The following is a 16668-nucleotide window of genomic DNA, read 5'->3' as shown; positions in this document are numbered from 1 at the left end:
CCGAGTATTCGCCGGACTTTCGTTCCATTGAGCACGGGGTCGCGCCAACGGCGCCACTTGCTCTCAAGTTCAATGGCTCTCCGAAAACATCGTCATGCGCTTCAGAATCCACGTCAGCAACGTTTCTGCCGCCGGGGAAAGCGGACGACGAGACTTCACCAGCACCCGAGCCTTCGCTGCTTCGAAGAGGGGATGTGCAATGGGCAGTGCAACGAGTTCGCCGGCATCGATTTCTCGGTATACGGAGAAGGCGCCGATCAGCGTCGCGCCTTCTCCGCGAGTGACGAAGTGGCGTAGTACCTGAAGCGAGTTTGTGGTCAGCATTCGGCGGATGTCGACGTTTTCCGTGTAAGCCAGCATCTCGACAACCTGACCAAGCCCGAATGCGGGTGGCATCAACGCCAACGGAAATTGCAGCATTTCGTCGATGGTGACGGTTCCGCCTCGCAGTGCGAGCGGATGCCGGGTATTGACGAGCAGCACGATCGGCTGTGACGACGTTGCGCGGAATTCAATCTCCGGGTGGGCGGGCGGGTTATAGGCCAGACCGATGTGCGCACGGCTCTGCGCCACCTCCTCCAGCACGTTGTTGACCGGCAGGATATCGACGATCACGTCGAGTCCGGGGAACTGCATGCAGAAGTCGTTGAGCACCTCTTCCATCAGGCCGTCGATGTAACCCTCGCTGATCGCGAGCCGGACATTGCCCCGCTTCAACCCGCGCAGCGCCTCAAGCCGATCTTCGAACTGCTCCTGTTGAGACTGGCACCCCCGCCAATATTCGAGGAGGTGCATGGCCGCTTCGGTCGGCCGGACACCCCGCGCACGCCGCTCGAAAAGCGGGGCGCCAATCTCGTCCTCGAGCAGCCGGATTTGCCGAGTGATCACCGACGCCGCCGTATTGAGGCTGTCGGCTGCCGCGCGGATCGAGCCGTGCGTAAGCACTTCGTGAAAATACCGCAAACGCCGTTGATTCAGTTCACGCACCGTGTCCGTCCTCGGTTAAGTGTTGCCAAATGAGCAACGATAACCGACTTAGGTTGCTCTTGCTCTTCGGTTTTTGGCTGTTAATGATGAATTCATCCTACGTACACCGGAGAACGCTCTTGTCCGCTATTCCTTCCATGCCTCTCACTGAACGGCACGCGGCGCTTTATCGCAAGCTGAACTGGCGGCTGCTTCCGTTTCTGCTGCTTTGCTACACGTTCGCGTACCTCGACCGGGTGAATATTGGCTTCGCGAAGCTTCAGATGCAAAGCGATCTGGGCTTCTCCGACGCCGTGTACGGTCTCGGCGCGGGTATTTTCTTCCTCGGCTATGTGTTGTTCGAAGTTCCCAGCAATCTCCTCTTGCCGAAGGTTGGCGCGCGCAAAACCATTAGCCGGATCATGGTGTTGTGGGGGGTGACGTCGGCGGCGATGGTGTTCGTGCGTTCGGAGCCGATGTTCTACACGATGAGGTTCCTGCTCGGCGTCTTCGAGGCGGGATTCGCACCCGGCATGATCTTCTACCTGACCTATTGGTACGGTCGCGCGCGCATGGCGCAGGTCATGGCGATCGTCATGCTGGCCGGTCCGATTGGGGGCATGTTGGGTGGCCCCTGTCGACGTGGATCATGACGGCGTTCTCCGGCGCGCACGGCCTTGACGGCTGGCAGTGGATGTTCTTGATCGAGGGATTGCCGTGCGTGGTGTTCGGCGTGCTCGCGCTGTTTGTGCTCGACGACCGGCCTGCCGACGCACGTTGGCTGAGCGCCGACGAGAAGCGCCTGCTCGCGTCGGAACTCGATGCCCGGGGCGGCTCACATCATTCGTTCGCGGAGGTCGCGAAGGATCCGCGGGTCTATTGGCTCGCGTTGCCATACTTCTGCTTTATCTGCGGAATCTACGCAGTGAGCTTCTGGCTGCCGTCGATCATCAAGGCGGCCGGCGTGCGAGACACCCTGCAGATTGGCTTTTACTCGGCGATACCTTACGTCGCGGCGGCCGTCGCGATGCTGCTCGTCGGCCGCAGTTCCGACCGGCGCGGCGAGCGCCGCTATCACAGCGCAGTGCCCGCACTCATCGGTTCGGCGACGCTGGCGCTCGCCACGCTCTTCAGCAGCGATCTCGCGCTCTCGCTGACCTGCATGACGATTGCGACCGCCATGATGTGGGTCGCCTATACCGTGTTCTGGGCAATGCCGTCCGAGTACCTCAAGGGCGACGCCGCATCGGGCGGCATTGCGCTCATTAACACCATCGGGCTGATGGGCGGTTTCCTGAGTCCGACGATCATCGGCTGGGCGCAGGGTGCGACCGGCAGTCTGCACGCCGGGCTGTACGTGATGGTCGCGCTGCTGGCCATCGGCGCAATCGTATTGATCGCGATGCGTCCGGCACGCACCGCTTGACGTCTGCGATGCCTGTGACGCCCGATCCCGCCCCCCCACAATCTCACCAGAGGTCTGATTTTGTCCCGTACTCCTCCGACCATTTTGATCGCCGGTTTCCAACACGAAACCAATACCTTTGCGCCGTCGAAAGCCGCTTACGAGAACTTCGAGCGTGGCGAAGGTTTTCCGTCGATGTCGCGCGGCAGCGACGTACTCGCGCTGCGCGACGTCAACATTCCCGCCGGCGGCTTCATTCGAGCGGCGGAGGCTGCCGGATATGTGCTCTCGCCGGTCATCTGGGCAGGCGCGAGTCCGTCGGCGCACGTGACGCGCGACGCATTCGAGCGGATCGCGGGCGAGATCGTGGAGGCGGCGCGCACGCAGCGGTTCGATGCGGTGTATCTCGACCTGCATGGGGCGATGGTTGCCGAACATGTCGACGATGGGGAAGGCGAGCTGCTTGCGCGCGTACGCGAGGTCGTCGGCCCGAGCGTGCCCATTGTCGCGTCGCTCGACCTGCACGCGAACGTCACCGAACGAATGTTGGGCAGCGCGAATGCACTCGTCGCGTATCGCACGTATCCGCACGTGGATATGGCCGAGACGGGGGCGCGTGCCGCCGATCTGCTTGCGCGGTTGATATCGGGGGAAGGGCTGCATCGCGCGTCGCGGCGATTGCCCTTTCTCATTCCGATCAATGGCATGTGTACGCTGCTCGAACCATCGCGCGGGATGTACCATCGCGTCGGCGAGGCGGAAGTGGGCGATGTCGTATCGGCATCGTTCGCACCTGGGTTTCCGGCAGCGGATTTTCCTGAATGCGGTCCGGTGATTTGGGCGTACGGACATGCGGCCGACGCCACGCAAGCGGCCGTCGATGCGCTTTACCGGCGCATGATCGACGAGGAGTCTGCGTGGCGCGTCACGTTCCTGTCCCCCGATGCCGCAGTGCAAGAAGCGATGCGATTATCCGAAGGGGCGAGTCGTCCGGTCGTCATTGCCGATACGCAGGACAATCCCGGGGCCGGTGGCGATGCCAACACGATGGAGATGCTGCGAGCCCTTGTTCGTCATGGGGCGAAGCGTGCTGCTATCGGCCTGATATACGATCCGGAGGCTGCGGCGTTAGCGCATCGCGCGGGCATAGGCGTGCAGATCGAGACGTCGTTGGGCGGGCAGTCGGGCGTGCCTGGCGACCAACCGTTCGTCGGCAAGTTCGAAGTCACGTTCCTCTCCGAGGGGCGGTGCCGCTATGACGGCCCCATGATGAACGGCATGCAAGCGGAACTTGGCCAGGTCGCGTGCTTGCGCATCGACGATGTGTTGATTGCAATCAGTTCCAGCAAGGCGCAGATGCTGGACCGCAATCTGTATCGCGTGGCGGGAATCCAGCCGGAGGAGATGCGCATCCTCGTGAACAAGAGCTCGGTTCATTTTCGCGCGGACTTCGAGCCAATCGCCGAGGCGGTGTTGGTGGCGAAGGCGCCAGGCCCCATGACCGCCGATCCCGCCGATTTGCCCTGGACGCGTCTCGCACCCGGCATGCGCACCCGGCCCGGCGGTGAGCCTTTTCGCGGGTAGCGTCGGTGCTGCACATCGAATACCAGGACGGCTGGGCGGACGGCGCCATGCACGACACCGTCGTTAGGCCAGCCTGACGGAGAAATAGGCGCGAGGCATAGGGAAGAGGGATCGTCGCCCGTCCCGGACTACCGCTCGCCCTACGGCATCCGGGGCGACGGCCCCGGCGCCCAGTGAACCCGTCTTGGATCTTCGGTGGCGTCGCCGCGCCGAATCATCTCGTCAATTTCGGCACGCAACTGCCTGACGAGGACATCTACCGCCTCAAAGCATTTTCCGACCGAGGGAGCCACTTGCCGGTGGGCAATCATCCTGCGCCTATCGCGATAGCGTATCCACGCGATGTACCCGTGATGCTCAAGCTCGAGCGCAGCCTCGATGTGGACGGACCGATAGGTCTCGATGGTTCTCAGGTTCATGCCCCCTCCTGGTAAATGCCGGGAAGATCTACGCGGCTTCGAGCTGGTGAATTTGCGTTCCCGCGTGAAGTCCCGCAATCAAGTCGCTCTCCGTAATCATGCCGATGACACGATTGCCGTCATCAACCACTGGAATATGGTGGTGCCCGGTCGTGGAGAACGTGGGCAGCAAGTCGAGAATGGAATCTGAGCCCTTTGCGGTGCACACCTTGGTCGTCATCACCGAGCCGACCGATCGGGTGTTGTCCTTCCCGGGGAGAAGCCAACCGAGCGCGTTGCCAATGCTTTGCGGTCCTGCCGCACGTCCAAGCTCGCGATGGATGTCATACCGCGTCACGATGCCGACGATCTGATGATCGGCGTCGCGTACCGGAAGGGCCTTGATGGCGTGACGCTCCAGCAACTTGAGCGCCACCGAGCAATCCGTCTCCTTGAGCACCGTCAATGGCGACTTCGTCATGATGTCCTCGCACGTCAGGCCGTGAAATGTTCGGCGGCAGGCGGCGAGCTGGGTTTCTCGCAGGAGCGCCTCCAGGTCGTCGATGTCCACGTCGATGAATTCATTTCGGCGCGCCAGCACGGCTTCCAGATCTTTACGCGTGAATCCGCCGCCGGCTTGTATCGAAGCATCCGCCGACTCCGTCGCCTTGACCTTTACCACGCGATGCGGATAGCGGTGCCCCGTGAGCGAGTGATAAATGATGGCGAGCGACACCAGCACCGTCGACTGCAGGGCAACGGGGGCAATGGCGAAGGCATAGCCCATTTCATGGATGCCGGCCCCGCCGAACACGGCGGTCAGTGCCACGGCACCGGCGGGCGGATGCACGCAACGCGCCGCAAACATCGCCAGAATGGCCACGGAAACGGCGATCGCGCCGGCAATCGGCACATTCGTAATGACGATGCCGCACGTGACGCCGACGATGGCGGCGATGACGTTGCCGCCAATCACCGACCACGGTTGAGCGAGTGGGCTCGCGGGTACGGCAAAGAGCAGCACCGAAGAGGCTCCCATCGGGGCGATCAGCAACGGAAAGCGGCTGGAGAACCCGGGGAGTCGATGGATGATCAGTCCGGCGATCGTCAGCGCTGTTGCTGCGCCCAGGCCAGAACGCAGGCGTTCCCGTGTACGCAGGCCTGTGGCGTTCGGCAGGAACGCGCCTAACCACGCTTGCAACTGCTTTTGAGTCAACATAACCTTTCGAATTGTTATGGTGTAAAAGAAAAAGCGACTCGCCGCACGAGTGACTTTGATCGGCGGGCCGTCCATGATTCTGCCTCTGCGCGTCGATTGAGTCCAAGACGTGGTTGCAATGGTCCCGATAAGTTCAAGTTATGGAGAGCCGCGCCGTGGTTCCACGTCAGATTCGATATTTGCTCGCTGTTGCAGAGCACAAGAACTTCACGCGTGCTGCCGACGCGTTAGGTGTTTCCCAGCCTGGGTTGTCGCAGCAGATCAAGCAGCTCGAGGACTACCTCGGCACGACGTTGTTTGATCGATCCGGACGGTCGATCCGACTCACCGATGCCGGTGAGACATACGTTGCGCATGCGCGCAAGGCGCTGTTCGAGCTTGAAGCCGGGTGGCGAGCGTTGCAGGAGGTGGAGGATTTGTCGCGCGGGGTGCTTCGCGTGGCGTGTACGCCTTCATTTACCGAATCGCTGATGCCGAAATGGGTGCACTCGTTTCACGAGCACTATCCGAACGTCCACGTGTATTTGTCGGAAATGTCGCTCGACGCCATCGAAGACGCGTTGTGCGCGGATGAAAGCGACATTGGCGTTGGATTCACCGATGTTCGAACCGAAGGCATCCAGGTGACGCCCCTATTCGAGGAGCGGGCAACGCTTGTCGTCAGTTCGGCGCATCCACTGCGCTGCGCGGGGGGTGCCATCACATCGGCGCAATTTGCGAGCCTGCCGCTTGTGATGCTCGTCGAAGGTTTTGCCGCTAGGACGTATGCGGATGCGTACTTCCGAGCGCACAAAATCGCGCCGAACATCGAGATCGAGGCCAACTCGATCAGCGCGGTACTGAGAATTGTCCAGCTTGGGGGATGGCCACCGTATTGCCCCAGGTCAGCGGGGACGTGCCGACAGGGCTCTCGCATCTCGATTTGCCGGAGCCCATCACGAGCCGTACCGTGGCCATTCTCGAGCGGCAGCGGGTCCACCGAACCGCCGCCGCAAAGGCCTTTGCGAACATCGTGATGTCGTCGACGCGTCAGCTTGGGCTTGCGTCGTCATTCATCGACGACGACCTTCGTCGGCCCGACGGCACTGTCGTCAGAACACCCCGGGGATGACGCGGTAACGCACGATCGCTCGATAAGCGCGATATTCCGGGTCGTGGGACAAGAGCCGTTCTTCCCGAAGCAGACGTCCAATCTGAAGGACGTACAAGCCGACATAGACGAGGAGATTGCGCCAACCGAAGTTCGTCGACAGGAAGCCCATGTCCGTGATGAAGTAGCCGAGATAGATCGGATGCCGGACAAGACGATAGGCGCCGCGGGTCACGATGCCCCGGTTTGCCGGCAAGATGCCGAACGACCGGCGCAACGACGCCTTGGCGAGCAGTTGCCACAGAATGCCCGCACAACACAGGGTTGCACCCACCTGCTCCGGGATAAGCCGGATCCCTGGCGCCAGCTCGATAGCCAGGAAGTAGAACGTGCCGCCGACCGACAGCGCAATGCTCAGCGGTCGCCAGTCGCGCTTCTCGGGAATGCGGGCAAACAGCGACAGACCGACGGTCAACGACGACGCAAGCGCAAGCAGCAGCACCGTCAGACGGGCCGGGTCCAGGCGCCATTGCAGGATGGCCGAATACGCAAAGATGCTCAGCAGCAGCGCTGAGCACACGCGCACCGATATCTCCACCGCCATTTCACGCCAGTGGGGTCGAGACTGCATGCCCGGTTCGTCACGGGACAACGCACCGTCCAGGGGCAGATCCACGTAGTTTTTGCTTTCCATGATCCAGGTCCTTGATGCTGGTCACGTCGGCACCTCGCGTGCCGGTCGTTTTTGCTCTGTCCCCGCGCCGCGAACAACGCCTTGTATTGCCGTCAAGCGATGCCGGTGTAGTTCCGGCACAGGCGTCATCGTGGCAATGCCATGCCGGCGCTAATGGATCGAACCGGAAAGCGAAGGCAGCAACACCCGGTAGATCTGAAGGAACGCCGGGCCAAGCAGCACCAGCAGCAATGTCGGGAAGATGAAGAAGATCAGCGGGAACAGCAGTTTCAGCGCGATTTTGGCCGCGCGCTCCTCGGCTCGTAGCCGCCGCTTCATTCGCAAGGTCTCCGACAACACCCGCAACGACGCCCCGATGCTGGTCCCGAAGCGCTCGGCCTGGATCAGCATCGACACGAACGTATCGATATCCTCGACGCCCGTTCGCAGGCTCAGATTGCGCAAGGCACGCTCCTTGGAATAGCCCGACCGGAGTTCGAGCAACATCAAGTCGAATTCGTGCGCGAGCACCGCGCTGCGAACGTGAATTTCCTTCGCGACACGCGCCAGCGCCGCATCGAGGCTCAACCCCGCTTCGACACACACGGTCAACAGATCGAGTGCGTCCGGAAAATCCTCGAAAATCACGCGTTGGCGCCAGGCGATTCGGCGCGTCAGAATGCCGTTCGGCAAATAGTAGCCGATCGCACCGAGCAACAACAGAACGCTCAGGAGCAGCGTGCGGTTGATCGTCGTGTGGTGCGTGCTCGCAACGTAGTAGCCGATCAACGGCAGCACCAGCGCCAGCAATGTCTTGGCCGCAAAGTAGAGCGCGGGCGCCGACGCATCGCGCCAGCCGGCGTTCATGAACTGCACCCGCAGGACGGAATGCTCCCACCCCTCTTTGGGCAACGAGAGTTTCGAGATCGGTTGCGACCATTCGGCGAGGCGCTCGATCCACTCGCGTGTACCGGTCGGCTCGCCGGGCGCGTCCGCCGACGCGCCGGCGCCGAGGGCCCCCACGCGAGCGCGCGCTTTCGCTTTCTGGGGCCAGAACCAGATCGCTGCGACCAGCGCAATGCTGAACGAGATCACGAAGACGCCGACCAGCAGGACCATTTGGCCTTGATTGAGTTGTGGCATGACAGTTCCCCGCCGTCGCCGTTCACACGCGGATACGAATAATCATGCGCATCCACACCATTCCCAACGCCATCAGCACCAGCGCCACCACGGCCAGCTTGATGCCGGCGGGGTCGTGCCAGAGAATTTCAAGAAACGCCGGGTTGACCACCATGATGATGCCGGCGGCGCCGAACGGCAGCACCTCCAGAATATTGGCGGACAGACGTCCTTCGGCCGACAGCACCTTGACCTTTTCATACAGCTTGAGCCGCTCTCGCGTGAGCTCGGCGATGTTGCCCATGATCTCGGCGAGATTGCCGCCGCTCTCGCGCTGAATCATCACCGCAATGATGAAGTAGCGTAGATCGGCAACCGGCACGCGTGTCGCGAGGTTCAGCAGGGCGTCGTTGAGGCTGACGCCGTAGTTGATTTCGTCGAACATGATGTGGAACTCGCCACCGATAGGGGCCGACATTTCATCGCCGACCATCTCGATCGCCCCCGTGAACGCATGCCCTGCGCGCAACGCGCGGGCGATCATGTCGGCCGCTTCCGGCAACTGGCGTTCGAGCTGCGCAAGTCGACGTCTGCGACGACGCATCACATACAGGACCGGCAAGCATGCCGCCAGAGGCCCTGCGATCAGCGCCAGGCGCCACGGCAGCGGCAACATCAGCACCAGGATCACTGCCCCGGCGCCCAGTAGCAGGATGAACGTCAGCAGGCGGCTCACCGACCACGATAGCCCGACTGCAGGATGAACAGATCGAGGCTGTGCACACGGGGCATGCGCATCAGAAGCTGTTCCAGTCTCGGCGAATCGCTCAGCATCCGCGTCTTCAGGATCGACGTGTGCTCCCGGTCGACATGGCCGCCGGCCGAGAGCGAACGAATGCGCGACTCGATCCGTTTGGCGGCTGCGCTGTGCTGGTTGCTCCACCACTGATAGACGGCTTCGATGGCCAGTACCACGGCCGCGAAGAGCAGAATCGCGAAAATGTAGAAGTACGGACTCATCGTTTCCTCCCACTGCGGGACGCCCGTCGGGCGGGGGTATCGTCACACTTCCAACCGGCGCGACGGATCGTAGATGGCATCCGGCAAAGCGACGCCGAATGCCTGAAGGCGCTCGGAGAACTTCGGACGTACACCGCTGGCGACGAAATGACCTTTCACTTCGCCATTGCCGCCGACCCCGGTCCGCTTGAACGTGAAAATCTCCTGCATGGAGATGATGTCGCCTTCCATCCCCGTGATTTCCTGCAGGCTGACCAGCCGACGACGTCCATCCGTGAGGCGCGCCGTCTGCACGATCACGGTGATGGCAGAAGCGATCTGCTGACGCATCGCCTTGGGCGGCAGTTGCAGGCCCGACATGCTGATCATGTTTTCCATGCGGGTCAGGGCATCGCGCGGGGTATTCGCGTGGATCGTGGCGAGCGACCCCTCGTGACCGGTATTCATGGCATTGAGCATGTCGAGCGCTTCCGCGCCGCGCACTTCGCCAAGGATGATGCGGTCGGGGCGCATCCGCAACGCGTTGCGGACCAGCGTGCGCTGCGTGATTTCGCCCTTGCCCTCGATGTTCGGCGGACGCGTTTCGAGCCGCAGCACATGCAGCTGGTGCAACTGTAGTTCCGCGGCATCTTCGATGGTCACGATGCGTTCGTTGTCCGGGATGAAGCTCGAGAGGATATTGAGCAAGGTTGTCTTGCCGCTGCCCGTGCCGCCTGAGATCAGCATGTTGACCTTGGCGTGAGTCAGCGCGGACAGTACTTCGGCCATCGGCTCCGTGAGTGTGCCGAGCCGGACGAGGTCGGCCATCTGCAATGCGGTGGTGCCGAAGCGGCGAATCGACAGCAGCGGACCGTCAATCGCCGACGGGGGAATGATGGCGTTGATACGCGAGCCGTCCGGCAGGCGGGCATCGACCATCGGACTCGACTCGTCGATGCGGCGCCCCACGCGCGAGACGATCTTCTCGATGATCTTCATCAGGTGCGCGTCGTCGTAGAACGTCACGGCCGTCGATTCGAGCTTGCCGAAGCGCTCGACATACGTGCGCTTGTGCGTGTTGACGAGAATGTCGGAGATGGTCGGATCGCGCAACAGCGCTTCGAGCGGCCCCAGGCCGAACATCTCGTCGTAGATGTCGCCGGCGAGCTGCCGGCGCTCCGCGTCGTTGACGAGCACGTTCTGCTCGCCCACGACACGATCGATCAACTGTACGAGTTCGTGTTTGACTTGCGTGTCCGACAGGCGTGCGAGTTTTTCCAGCTCGACGCGTGCCAGCACCATCTCGTGCATCTTGCGCTTGAGCTCACCGTAATGCGGACCGATGCCGGAGGCGACCTGGAGCGGTGCAGCCATGCGCTCCGACGACGTGGCCGGACTCAGCAAAGACGGGGCATCGAGGATTGGCGACATGATGATCTCCCAGAGGCAAAGTTTCGACGATCAAACGAGGGTGGGCCGCCCGGCCGACGCCTTGCGGAAGAGCTTGCCGATGAACGAACCGTGGTTCGCCGGCGCGATGCCTGCGCTCGCGTGGGCGCCCACCATGCTCGATGCCAGACCACCCAGCGCCCGGGTCAGGGCACTGCGCTTGAACAACGTGAGCACCGGTACGCCTTGGCTGGTGGCGGCGGCAGCGACCGCGTCCTCGTCGGGCAAGACTGCCAACGCCGGCTTGCCGATGACCTTCGCCACCTCCTTGACCGCGACAGCATCGTGCCGTCCGGCCCGATTGAGCACGTAGTGGACCGTGTCCATGGCGACCCCCTGGCGGCGCAGCAAGTCGAACAGCCGACGACTCGCCCGCAGGAATGGCATGTTCGCCCGCAGGACTACGTAGATGTGATCGCTGCGCTGCAATGCATAGAGGGAGAGCGGGTTGAGGATCTGGCCGATGTCGAACACCACCAGGTCGTAGCGGCTTGCGGCTGCCGTGAGAATGCGCTTCAGGCTGGCTTCCGTCACACCGAGCGCGGCGACCGGATCGCCCGCGCCGGCCAGGACATCGAAGCCGTCGTCGACGTGCGTCACGCACCCTTCGAGGAACGAGGCGTCGATGCGATCGGCTTGCGCGCAAACGTCCGGCAGGGTCGTTGGCGGCGTCTTGTCGCTTATCAGGAACGCCGCGTCGCCGAACTCCTGGGCGAGATCAATCAGCAGCACGCGGCTGCCGGTCTGCACCGCAAATTGATAGGACGCATTGCTCGCCACGAAGCTGGTGCCGGCGCCGCCCTTGCACGACATGAACGAGACGGCGCGCATCGGGTGCGGCGCATCGTGCCCGTGCTGCATCGACGCCCGGGCGAGGGCGTCGGTCAGCGCGTGTTGATCGACCGGCCAGGGCAGCACGTCGCGGGCGCCGGCGCGCATCGCCGAAATCAGCAAGGCGGGCGACGATTCGGCCGACACGAGGATGCAAATCAGTTTCGGCAACTGCTGGCAGAGCATTTGAATGTCGTGCAGTTCGCCCTGTTGCATGCCTGGCAAATCGATCACCGCGACATCGTGTTCGCTCAGCCGTGCGGCCGACGTGAGCAATTGGGCCGGCGTGGCGAGCAGCGTCGAGCAATCGTACTCGGGGCGGTCGCGCGCGAGGCGGGCGATCAACGCCAAACGGTCCGATGCTTGCGAAACGAGCAATACTTTCAGCATGATGGCCTCGTCTGTCTTTTTGCGATGTTCAACTGCATACGTTCCCACCGGACGCGCTGCTCAGGCTTTCGCGCGGCAACGTCGTGGTGAATGGAGGCAACGTGACCGAAATCGGGACAAAGGGAATGAAGGTGTTGACGGTTAGCCCTGTGTAGCTGACCGTGACGAGCGAGCAACTGCTCGTGTCGCAACCCGGCGGCGTGTACGCCACCTGGATATTGGCCGTGGCGAGTTGTGGCATGAGGCTGATCATCTTGCTCTGCACCGCGCTCGCGCCCACATCGCAGACGACCGCTACGCGTGCCCCCAATCGCGCCGCTTCAGCTGCGGTATTCCAATAGAAGAGAATGCGCGCAAACTCCATCAGGCCGATCAGCAAGGTAATGAACAAGGCCGAGACAATGGCGAATTCGACGGCGGCCGCACCGCGCTGGGCGGCGCGCCGACACGATAGGCGAGGGGGCTTCATAGCACTTGCCTCATGACGGTCTTGATATCGCCGAACGTCAGACCGGAGAAGTTCAGGATCGCCTGGATCGGCGAGTACTGATATCCCGAAATTTTGACCGACACCAGATTGATGGTGCCGACCGATGTGCCCGCGTTGCTGTTGTTGGTGGCGTCGTACACCATGTAATTGGCGTATGTCAGGTCCTGGCAGCTTGGCGCGGTGGTGCTGCTGCGATCGCAGACCACCACGTTCGATGTCGTCAGATTGCCGATCAGCGGCGTTCCGGTACAGCCGGTATTGCCGTACACGGCCAGGCATTTGGCCCCTGCGAGGGGGTAGTTCGGGTCTATCGGCGAGAATTCGGACAGATAGCGCGTGGCGTTGCGAACCGATTTCGTCAGGGTGTCGTACTGGTAGATGGCGTGTCCCATCTCGACCATCCCGCCGAACAGCCCGAGCAGCACGGGCAGCACGAGACCGAACTCCACCGCGACCACACCGCGCTGATTTCCGTGACGATGACGCAGGGGTGTCATGGTCGCCTCCTATTGCACGAGAACCGGCACCAGCGGCCCGACGGCGCCGACCGACCCAGGCGTGCCTTGCGTCGCGCACGGGCTGCCGACATCGCTCGCTTTCCCGCGATACTCGAGATGAACCGAATCGATATTGCCGCCCTGTTGCATCGGATCGAGCATCAGCACGCACACCCAGCCCGTGAGGGTGAAGATGGCCCCGCCGCTGCCTGTGCCGGGGTTCGAGCAGTCGACCATTGGCGCAATCGGCAGCCGCCGGTCCGCGCCCGCCTGATACACCGACTTCGCCGCCGCGGTCCCTTTGGTCTTCAGGCCCGCGGCCGTATCGCCCTGATACGGCGCGTTGTTTTTGCGCTGCGTCACGAAATCGTTGTAGGCGTTGGCCTGCGCGCTCCACGTCGTGGCGTCATACGCGAAGCCGGTGAAGTCCGTGATCGACGTGCCGTCATTGGGCGGTGTCCCTCCCGGGTAAATGCCGAAGCGCGTGTTGTAGGCGGTATCGAGCGACGCTTTGTTGCCCGCCGTGCCGACGGTGGTGCCTACAACGGGCAGGTTGCATTGCCCCGACCCTGTGAGCTCGCCCGAAAGCGATGGCGTGCCGCTGTTGCCGCTGCCGGTGAGATTCGCCCATCCGAAATCCCCGCCCGCATAAGTCCCCGTGGAGCTGTCGCCCTTGCCAACCAGCCATTGGCCGATGCTGTAGCTGCTTGCCGGCGAGAATTTCGATGGATCGCAAACGAAGACGGGGATCGCACATGTCGTCTGCGCCGAGGTCGTGGTCGCCACCGCGCGTGCCGACACAGAACCGGGGCCGATGCTGACACCCGGCAGCACGTTGAGTACCTCGATGAGCCAGTTGGCGATGCCGCTCATCGCGGTGGTGCACTGCACGTACTTGATGCTGGCCAACGATCCGGTCACGCTGCCCTTGTCGACATAGGCGCCGGTCGCCGTCGTGCTGTACGTCACGCTGCTATCCACCGTCATGGTCACGGGGGTCGACTGGAACAGGGCGGTATTGATATGCCCGGCGGCAATGCCGGCGGCTTCGGACACTGACAGCGGGGTTGCGCCAGTCAGGTCTCGCGCGGCCGACAGCGCGCAGGCATCGGCGCTGTTTTGCAGTTCGCTGCGCGTGACATAGAGCTTGCCGAGATCAAGCGCGAGACCGGCGAAACCGATCAGGACCGCCAGCATCAGCCCCACGACAATCGCGATGGCGCCGCCTTCGCGTCGCGGCATCCGACCTCGGGCACGGCGTCGAGTGTGGAGGGTTCGCATGATGAGCATGCCTCGCTTGAGCGTCAGGGTGATGGAGTGGCGGGCGACGGTCGCGCCTGTCGCGCCCGCCGCACACGCAGCGTTACGAGTGCGTCGGGAACGTGTTTCGGACGCGCTACTGACCGGTATCCCCGGACGGCGCCGACATGGGCGAGCCGCCGCTGCTTACGCCGATGACGAACGGGCTGGCCGTCGGCGTTGGCGAGCGCAGCGACTTGTCGTAGTTTTTCATCGCGGCCACGGCGGCACGACCGTCTGTGCCGCGCGCGTCGTCATCCGTCGGCGGCCCGGGATGAATGATCTGAGCGTGCATGACATTTCTCACCGACTCGCCCATATGCGCGTCCCATATCGGCGATGAACTCATGCAGCCGGCAAGCGTGAGGCAAACCGCAGTGCTCGCGCCGATGGCGGCGCTGCGCAACATCATCGTGGTGACTGTTTTCATGATGGTTCCCCAGGATCACGGGTCTCAATGGGTGTAAAGCTGGCGCATCGGATCGATCGACGCGGTGTGTTGGGGCATGCCGGCCTCGGGCGCGATGCTCACGTCACTGCGCACGGCGTTCGGCGCCGGCTTGGCCGGGACACTCGACAACGAAGCATCGCGCGCCGCGTTCACCGACGGATTGACGCCATCGGCGGGCCGGGTGACGGGCGTCGGTTGCAGGCTCGACGGCGGCACGCCCGGTTGCGGCGGCGGTGCGGCGGGCGTGTCTTGTGCCGGGGATTGCGCCGGGGCAGGGGCCTGGACGGGCGCCACTTTGCGACGTCCTTCCATATTGCCGGTCGCGTAGACGTCGATGGCGCTGGGCGTGGTGAAGCTGTCCGTCGGCAATGGCGGAGTTGTCGCCGTGCGCAGGGGTTTCACGAGATGCGGCGTGATGATGAACACCAGTTCGGTCAGGTCGTTCTGGAACGACGTGCTGCGCATCAGCGCGCCGAGCACGGGGACTTCGCCGAGACCGGGGAACGCTTTGAGCGCACCGCTCACGTTGTTTTGCAGCAGACCGCCGATGGCGAATGTCTCGCCGTCGCGCATCTGCACGGTCGTGGATGCGCGGCGTGTCGTGATCAGCGGCAGGATGTTCACGCCGCTGACATTGGTGGACGTGAGCGTCACGCCCGTCGGCGACAGCTCGGAGACTTCCGGCGCCACCTTCAGGTTGATGCGGTCGCCGTCAAGCACGGTCGGCAGGAACCGCAGGGCCACACCGAACTCTTCTTGCTGAAGCGTGATCGTGGTGGTGCCGTTGGAACTGCTCTGTGGCACCGGAATGAAAATCTTCCCGCCGGACAGGAAGCTGGCTTCTTGTCCAGACAGCGTCACCAGATTCGGTTCCGCGAGAATCTTCACGAGGTTGTCCGTCTTCTGGGCATCCAGTTGCATACTCAGCGGGAGCCGGTTCGATTTGGACGCTGACAGGAGCGTCCCCGCGCCCGAGAGCAGGCTGCTCACGATCCCACCGGTCCAACTCCCGAAGCCGCCCTGCAGGTTCAGTGCCGACCCCATCTGGTTGATGAGGGTCTTGGAGACCTCCGCGACCTTGACTTCCAGCATGACCTGTTGCGGCGCGTCGACCGCCATCATGTTCAGGACATGCCCTTCCGTCTTGCCGCGCTTGGCATACGCCTGTGCGATCTCGACCACTTGCTGGGCGGACGCCGCACTCGAGACGCGTCCGGCCAGGACCAGGTCACCGCCCGCGCTTGTCACGCGCACGTTCCGTTCGTCGGGCATCAACTGCGAAATCGACGACTGCAGGCCGCCGGCATCGCTGTTGACGGCGACATTGATCACATCGCAGCCGCCGCTGCGTCCCTGCACGATCATGTTGGTCGTGCCGACCGCGAGACCGAGCAGGTACATGGTCTTGGGCGCCACCATCGCGGCCTGTACTACCGTCGGATCGCCGAGCGTGCGGTTGCGCACCGGCTCGTCGAGCTGAAGTATCGTCGACTTCCCGATCGGTACGGTGACGTCGCGTGTGCTCCGCAGATTTCCCGTGCAGTTGGGGCCGCGCACGTTCACGGCCGGTTGTACCGGGGCAGTCGGCGCCATGCTGATCGTCATCTGCACCGGCCCGCCGGCGGCGACCCGTTTGCCCGGCGACGAAGTGCCGTTGGCAATGACACCGTACTCCGCAGCGGTCTGCGCCCCGGCGTGCGACATCGCGACGAGCGCGCAACAAGCGAGCGCAGCGATCGCCATGGGGCGTGCCTGACAGGTTTTGCGAATGTTTTTCATGATGTTCCCCGGGGTAGCACGCCTTG

The 16668-nt window shown here is 63.0% G+C and carries 14 protein-coding genes and 2 pseudogenes; 3 read left to right on the top strand and 13 right to left on the bottom strand.

Annotation, left to right across the window (positions count from 1 at the left end; genetic code table 11):
• Nucleotides 1-69 precede the first annotated feature (69 nt).
• Nucleotides 70-987 carry a LysR family transcriptional regulator gene (locus tag DRB87_RS14260; protein ID WP_130026367.1) on the bottom strand — a complete coding sequence of 306 codons (918 nt, stop codon included), beginning with the start codon at nt 985-987 and terminating at the stop codon, nt 70-72.
• Between the two features lie 137 nt (nt 988-1124).
• On the opposite strand from DRB87_RS14260, the pseudogene DRB87_RS14255 reads away from it, so the two are divergent.
• A pseudogene (locus DRB87_RS14255) lies at nt 1125-2392 on the top strand (MFS transporter).
• A 60-nt stretch (nt 2393-2452) separates the two neighbouring features.
• Nucleotides 2453-3955: a M81 family metallopeptidase gene (locus tag DRB87_RS14250; protein ID WP_240755993.1), complete on the top strand. Its 1503-nt coding sequence runs from the start codon at nt 2453-2455 to the stop codon at nt 3953-3955.
• Nucleotides 3956-4095: 140 nt separating this feature from the next.
• On the opposite strand, the gene DRB87_RS14245 is transcribed toward DRB87_RS14250, so the two are convergent.
• Together DRB87_RS14245 and DRB87_RS14240 are read right to left on the bottom strand one after the other, a co-directional pair.
• Entirely contained in the window at nt 4096-4374 is a 279-nt protein-coding gene (locus tag DRB87_RS14245) for a hypothetical protein (RefSeq protein WP_130026366.1), read from the bottom strand.
• Nucleotides 4375-4402: 28 nt separating this feature from the next.
• Entirely contained in the window at nt 4403-5572 is a 1170-nt protein-coding gene (locus DRB87_RS14240) for an HPP family protein (protein ID WP_130026365.1), read from the bottom strand.
• Nucleotides 5573-5727: 155 nt separating this feature from the next.
• On the opposite strand from DRB87_RS14240, the gene cynR reads away from it, so the two are divergent.
• The gene (gene cynR, locus DRB87_RS14235) at nt 5728-6588 is read left to right on the top strand and encodes a transcriptional regulator CynR (RefSeq protein ID WP_206100024.1); all 861 of its coding nucleotides are present in this window, start codon (nt 5728-5730) and stop codon (nt 6586-6588) included.
• A 75-nt stretch (nt 6589-6663) separates the two neighbouring features.
• On the opposite strand, the gene DRB87_RS14230 is transcribed toward cynR, so the two are convergent.
• The 10 genes and pseudogenes from DRB87_RS14230 to DRB87_RS14185 form a co-directional block, all read right to left on the bottom strand.
• A complete protein-coding gene (locus DRB87_RS14230) occupies nt 6664-7293 on the bottom strand; it encodes an isoprenylcysteine carboxylmethyltransferase family protein (protein WP_165385441.1) in 630 nt (209 codons plus the stop codon).
• Between the two features lie 213 nt (nt 7294-7506).
• Nucleotides 7507-8478: a type II secretion system F family protein gene (locus DRB87_RS14225; protein WP_130026364.1), complete on the bottom strand. Its 972-nt coding sequence runs from the start codon at nt 8476-8478 to the stop codon at nt 7507-7509.
• Nucleotides 8479-8500: 22 nt separating this feature from the next.
• Nucleotides 8501-9477, bottom strand: a pseudogene (locus DRB87_RS14220) (type II secretion system F family protein).
• Nucleotides 9478-9519: 42 nt separating this feature from the next.
• The gene (locus tag DRB87_RS14215; protein WP_240756316.1) at nt 9520-10830 is read right to left on the bottom strand and encodes a CpaF family protein; all 1311 of its coding nucleotides are present in this window, start codon (nt 10828-10830) and stop codon (nt 9520-9522) included.
• Between the two features lie 87 nt (nt 10831-10917).
• Complete coding sequence (locus DRB87_RS14210; protein ID WP_130026362.1) at nt 10918-12126, bottom strand: AAA family ATPase; 1209 nt, start codon at nt 12124-12126, stop codon at nt 10918-10920.
• A 28-nt stretch (nt 12127-12154) separates the two neighbouring features.
• Nucleotides 12155-12595 (bottom strand): TadE/TadG family type IV pilus assembly protein, encoded by a 441-nt coding sequence (locus DRB87_RS14205; RefSeq protein ID WP_130026361.1) that lies wholly within the window; start codon nt 12593-12595, stop codon nt 12155-12157.
• Complete coding sequence (locus tag DRB87_RS14200; protein ID WP_130026360.1) at nt 12592-13113, bottom strand: TadE/TadG family type IV pilus assembly protein; 522 nt, start codon at nt 13111-13113, stop codon at nt 12592-12594. Before DRB87_RS14200 ends, DRB87_RS14205 begins: the two co-directional genes overlap by 4 nt.
• 9 nt (nt 13114-13122) lie before the next feature.
• Nucleotides 13123-14355 (bottom strand): pilus assembly protein TadG-related protein, encoded by a 1233-nt coding sequence (locus DRB87_RS14195; protein ID WP_130026359.1) that lies wholly within the window; start codon nt 14353-14355, stop codon nt 13123-13125.
• A gap of 154 nt (nt 14356-14509) precedes the next feature.
• A complete protein-coding gene (locus tag DRB87_RS14190; RefSeq protein WP_165385322.1) occupies nt 14510-14842 on the bottom strand; it encodes a hypothetical protein in 333 nt (110 codons plus the stop codon).
• A gap of 24 nt (nt 14843-14866) precedes the next feature.
• Nucleotides 14867-16642, bottom strand: a complete 1776-nt coding sequence (locus tag DRB87_RS14185; RefSeq protein WP_130026358.1) for a type II and III secretion system protein family protein — start codon at nt 16640-16642, stop codon at nt 14867-14869.
• Nucleotides 16643-16668: the final 26 nt, after the last annotated feature.

The sequence above is a fragment of the Pandoraea sp. XY-2 genome, from assembly GCF_004193915.1.
In the GTDB taxonomy this organism is placed as follows: domain Bacteria; phylum Pseudomonadota; class Gammaproteobacteria; order Burkholderiales; family Burkholderiaceae; genus Pandoraea; species Pandoraea cepalis.
The sequence above is the reverse complement of the archived record's forward strand: the minus strand, read 5'-3'. Positions and strand labels throughout refer to the sequence as shown.

Coding starts and splice junctions, on each gene's coding strand:
- DRB87_RS14225 (WP_130026364.1), bottom strand. CDS start 8,478: ATGCCACAACTCAATCAAGGCCAAATGGTCCTGCTGGTCGGCGTCTTC.
- DRB87_RS14215 (WP_240756316.1), bottom strand. CDS start 10,830: ATGGCTGCACCGCTCCAGGTCGCCTCCGGCATCGGTCCGCATTACGGT.
- DRB87_RS14205 (WP_130026361.1), bottom strand. CDS start 12,595: ATGAAGCCCCCTCGCCTATCGTGTCGGCGCGCCGCCCAGCGCGGTGCG.
- DRB87_RS14195 (WP_130026359.1), bottom strand. CDS start 14,355: ATGCCGCGACGCGAAGGCGGCGCCATCGCGATTGTCGTGGGGCTGATG.
- DRB87_RS14245 (WP_130026366.1), bottom strand. CDS start 4,374: ATGAACCTGAGAACCATCGAGACCTATCGGTCCGTCCACATCGAGGCT.
- DRB87_RS14230 (WP_165385441.1), bottom strand. CDS start 7,293: ATGCAGTCTCGACCCCACTGGCGTGAAATGGCGGTGGAGATATCGGTG.
- DRB87_RS14200 (WP_130026360.1), bottom strand. CDS start 13,113: ATGACACCCCTGCGTCATCGTCACGGAAATCAGCGCGGTGTGGTCGCG.
- DRB87_RS14240 (WP_130026365.1), bottom strand. CDS start 5,572: ATGTTGACTCAAAAGCAGTTGCAAGCGTGGTTAGGCGCGTTCCTGCCG.
- DRB87_RS14210 (WP_130026362.1), bottom strand. CDS start 12,126: ATGCTGAAAGTATTGCTCGTTTCGCAAGCATCGGACCGTTTGGCGTTG.
- DRB87_RS14185 (WP_130026358.1), bottom strand. CDS start 16,642: ATGAAAAACATTCGCAAAACCTGTCAGGCACGCCCCATGGCGATCGCT.
- DRB87_RS14190 (WP_165385322.1), bottom strand. CDS start 14,842: ATGAAAACAGTCACCACGATGATGTTGCGCAGCGCCGCCATCGGCGCG.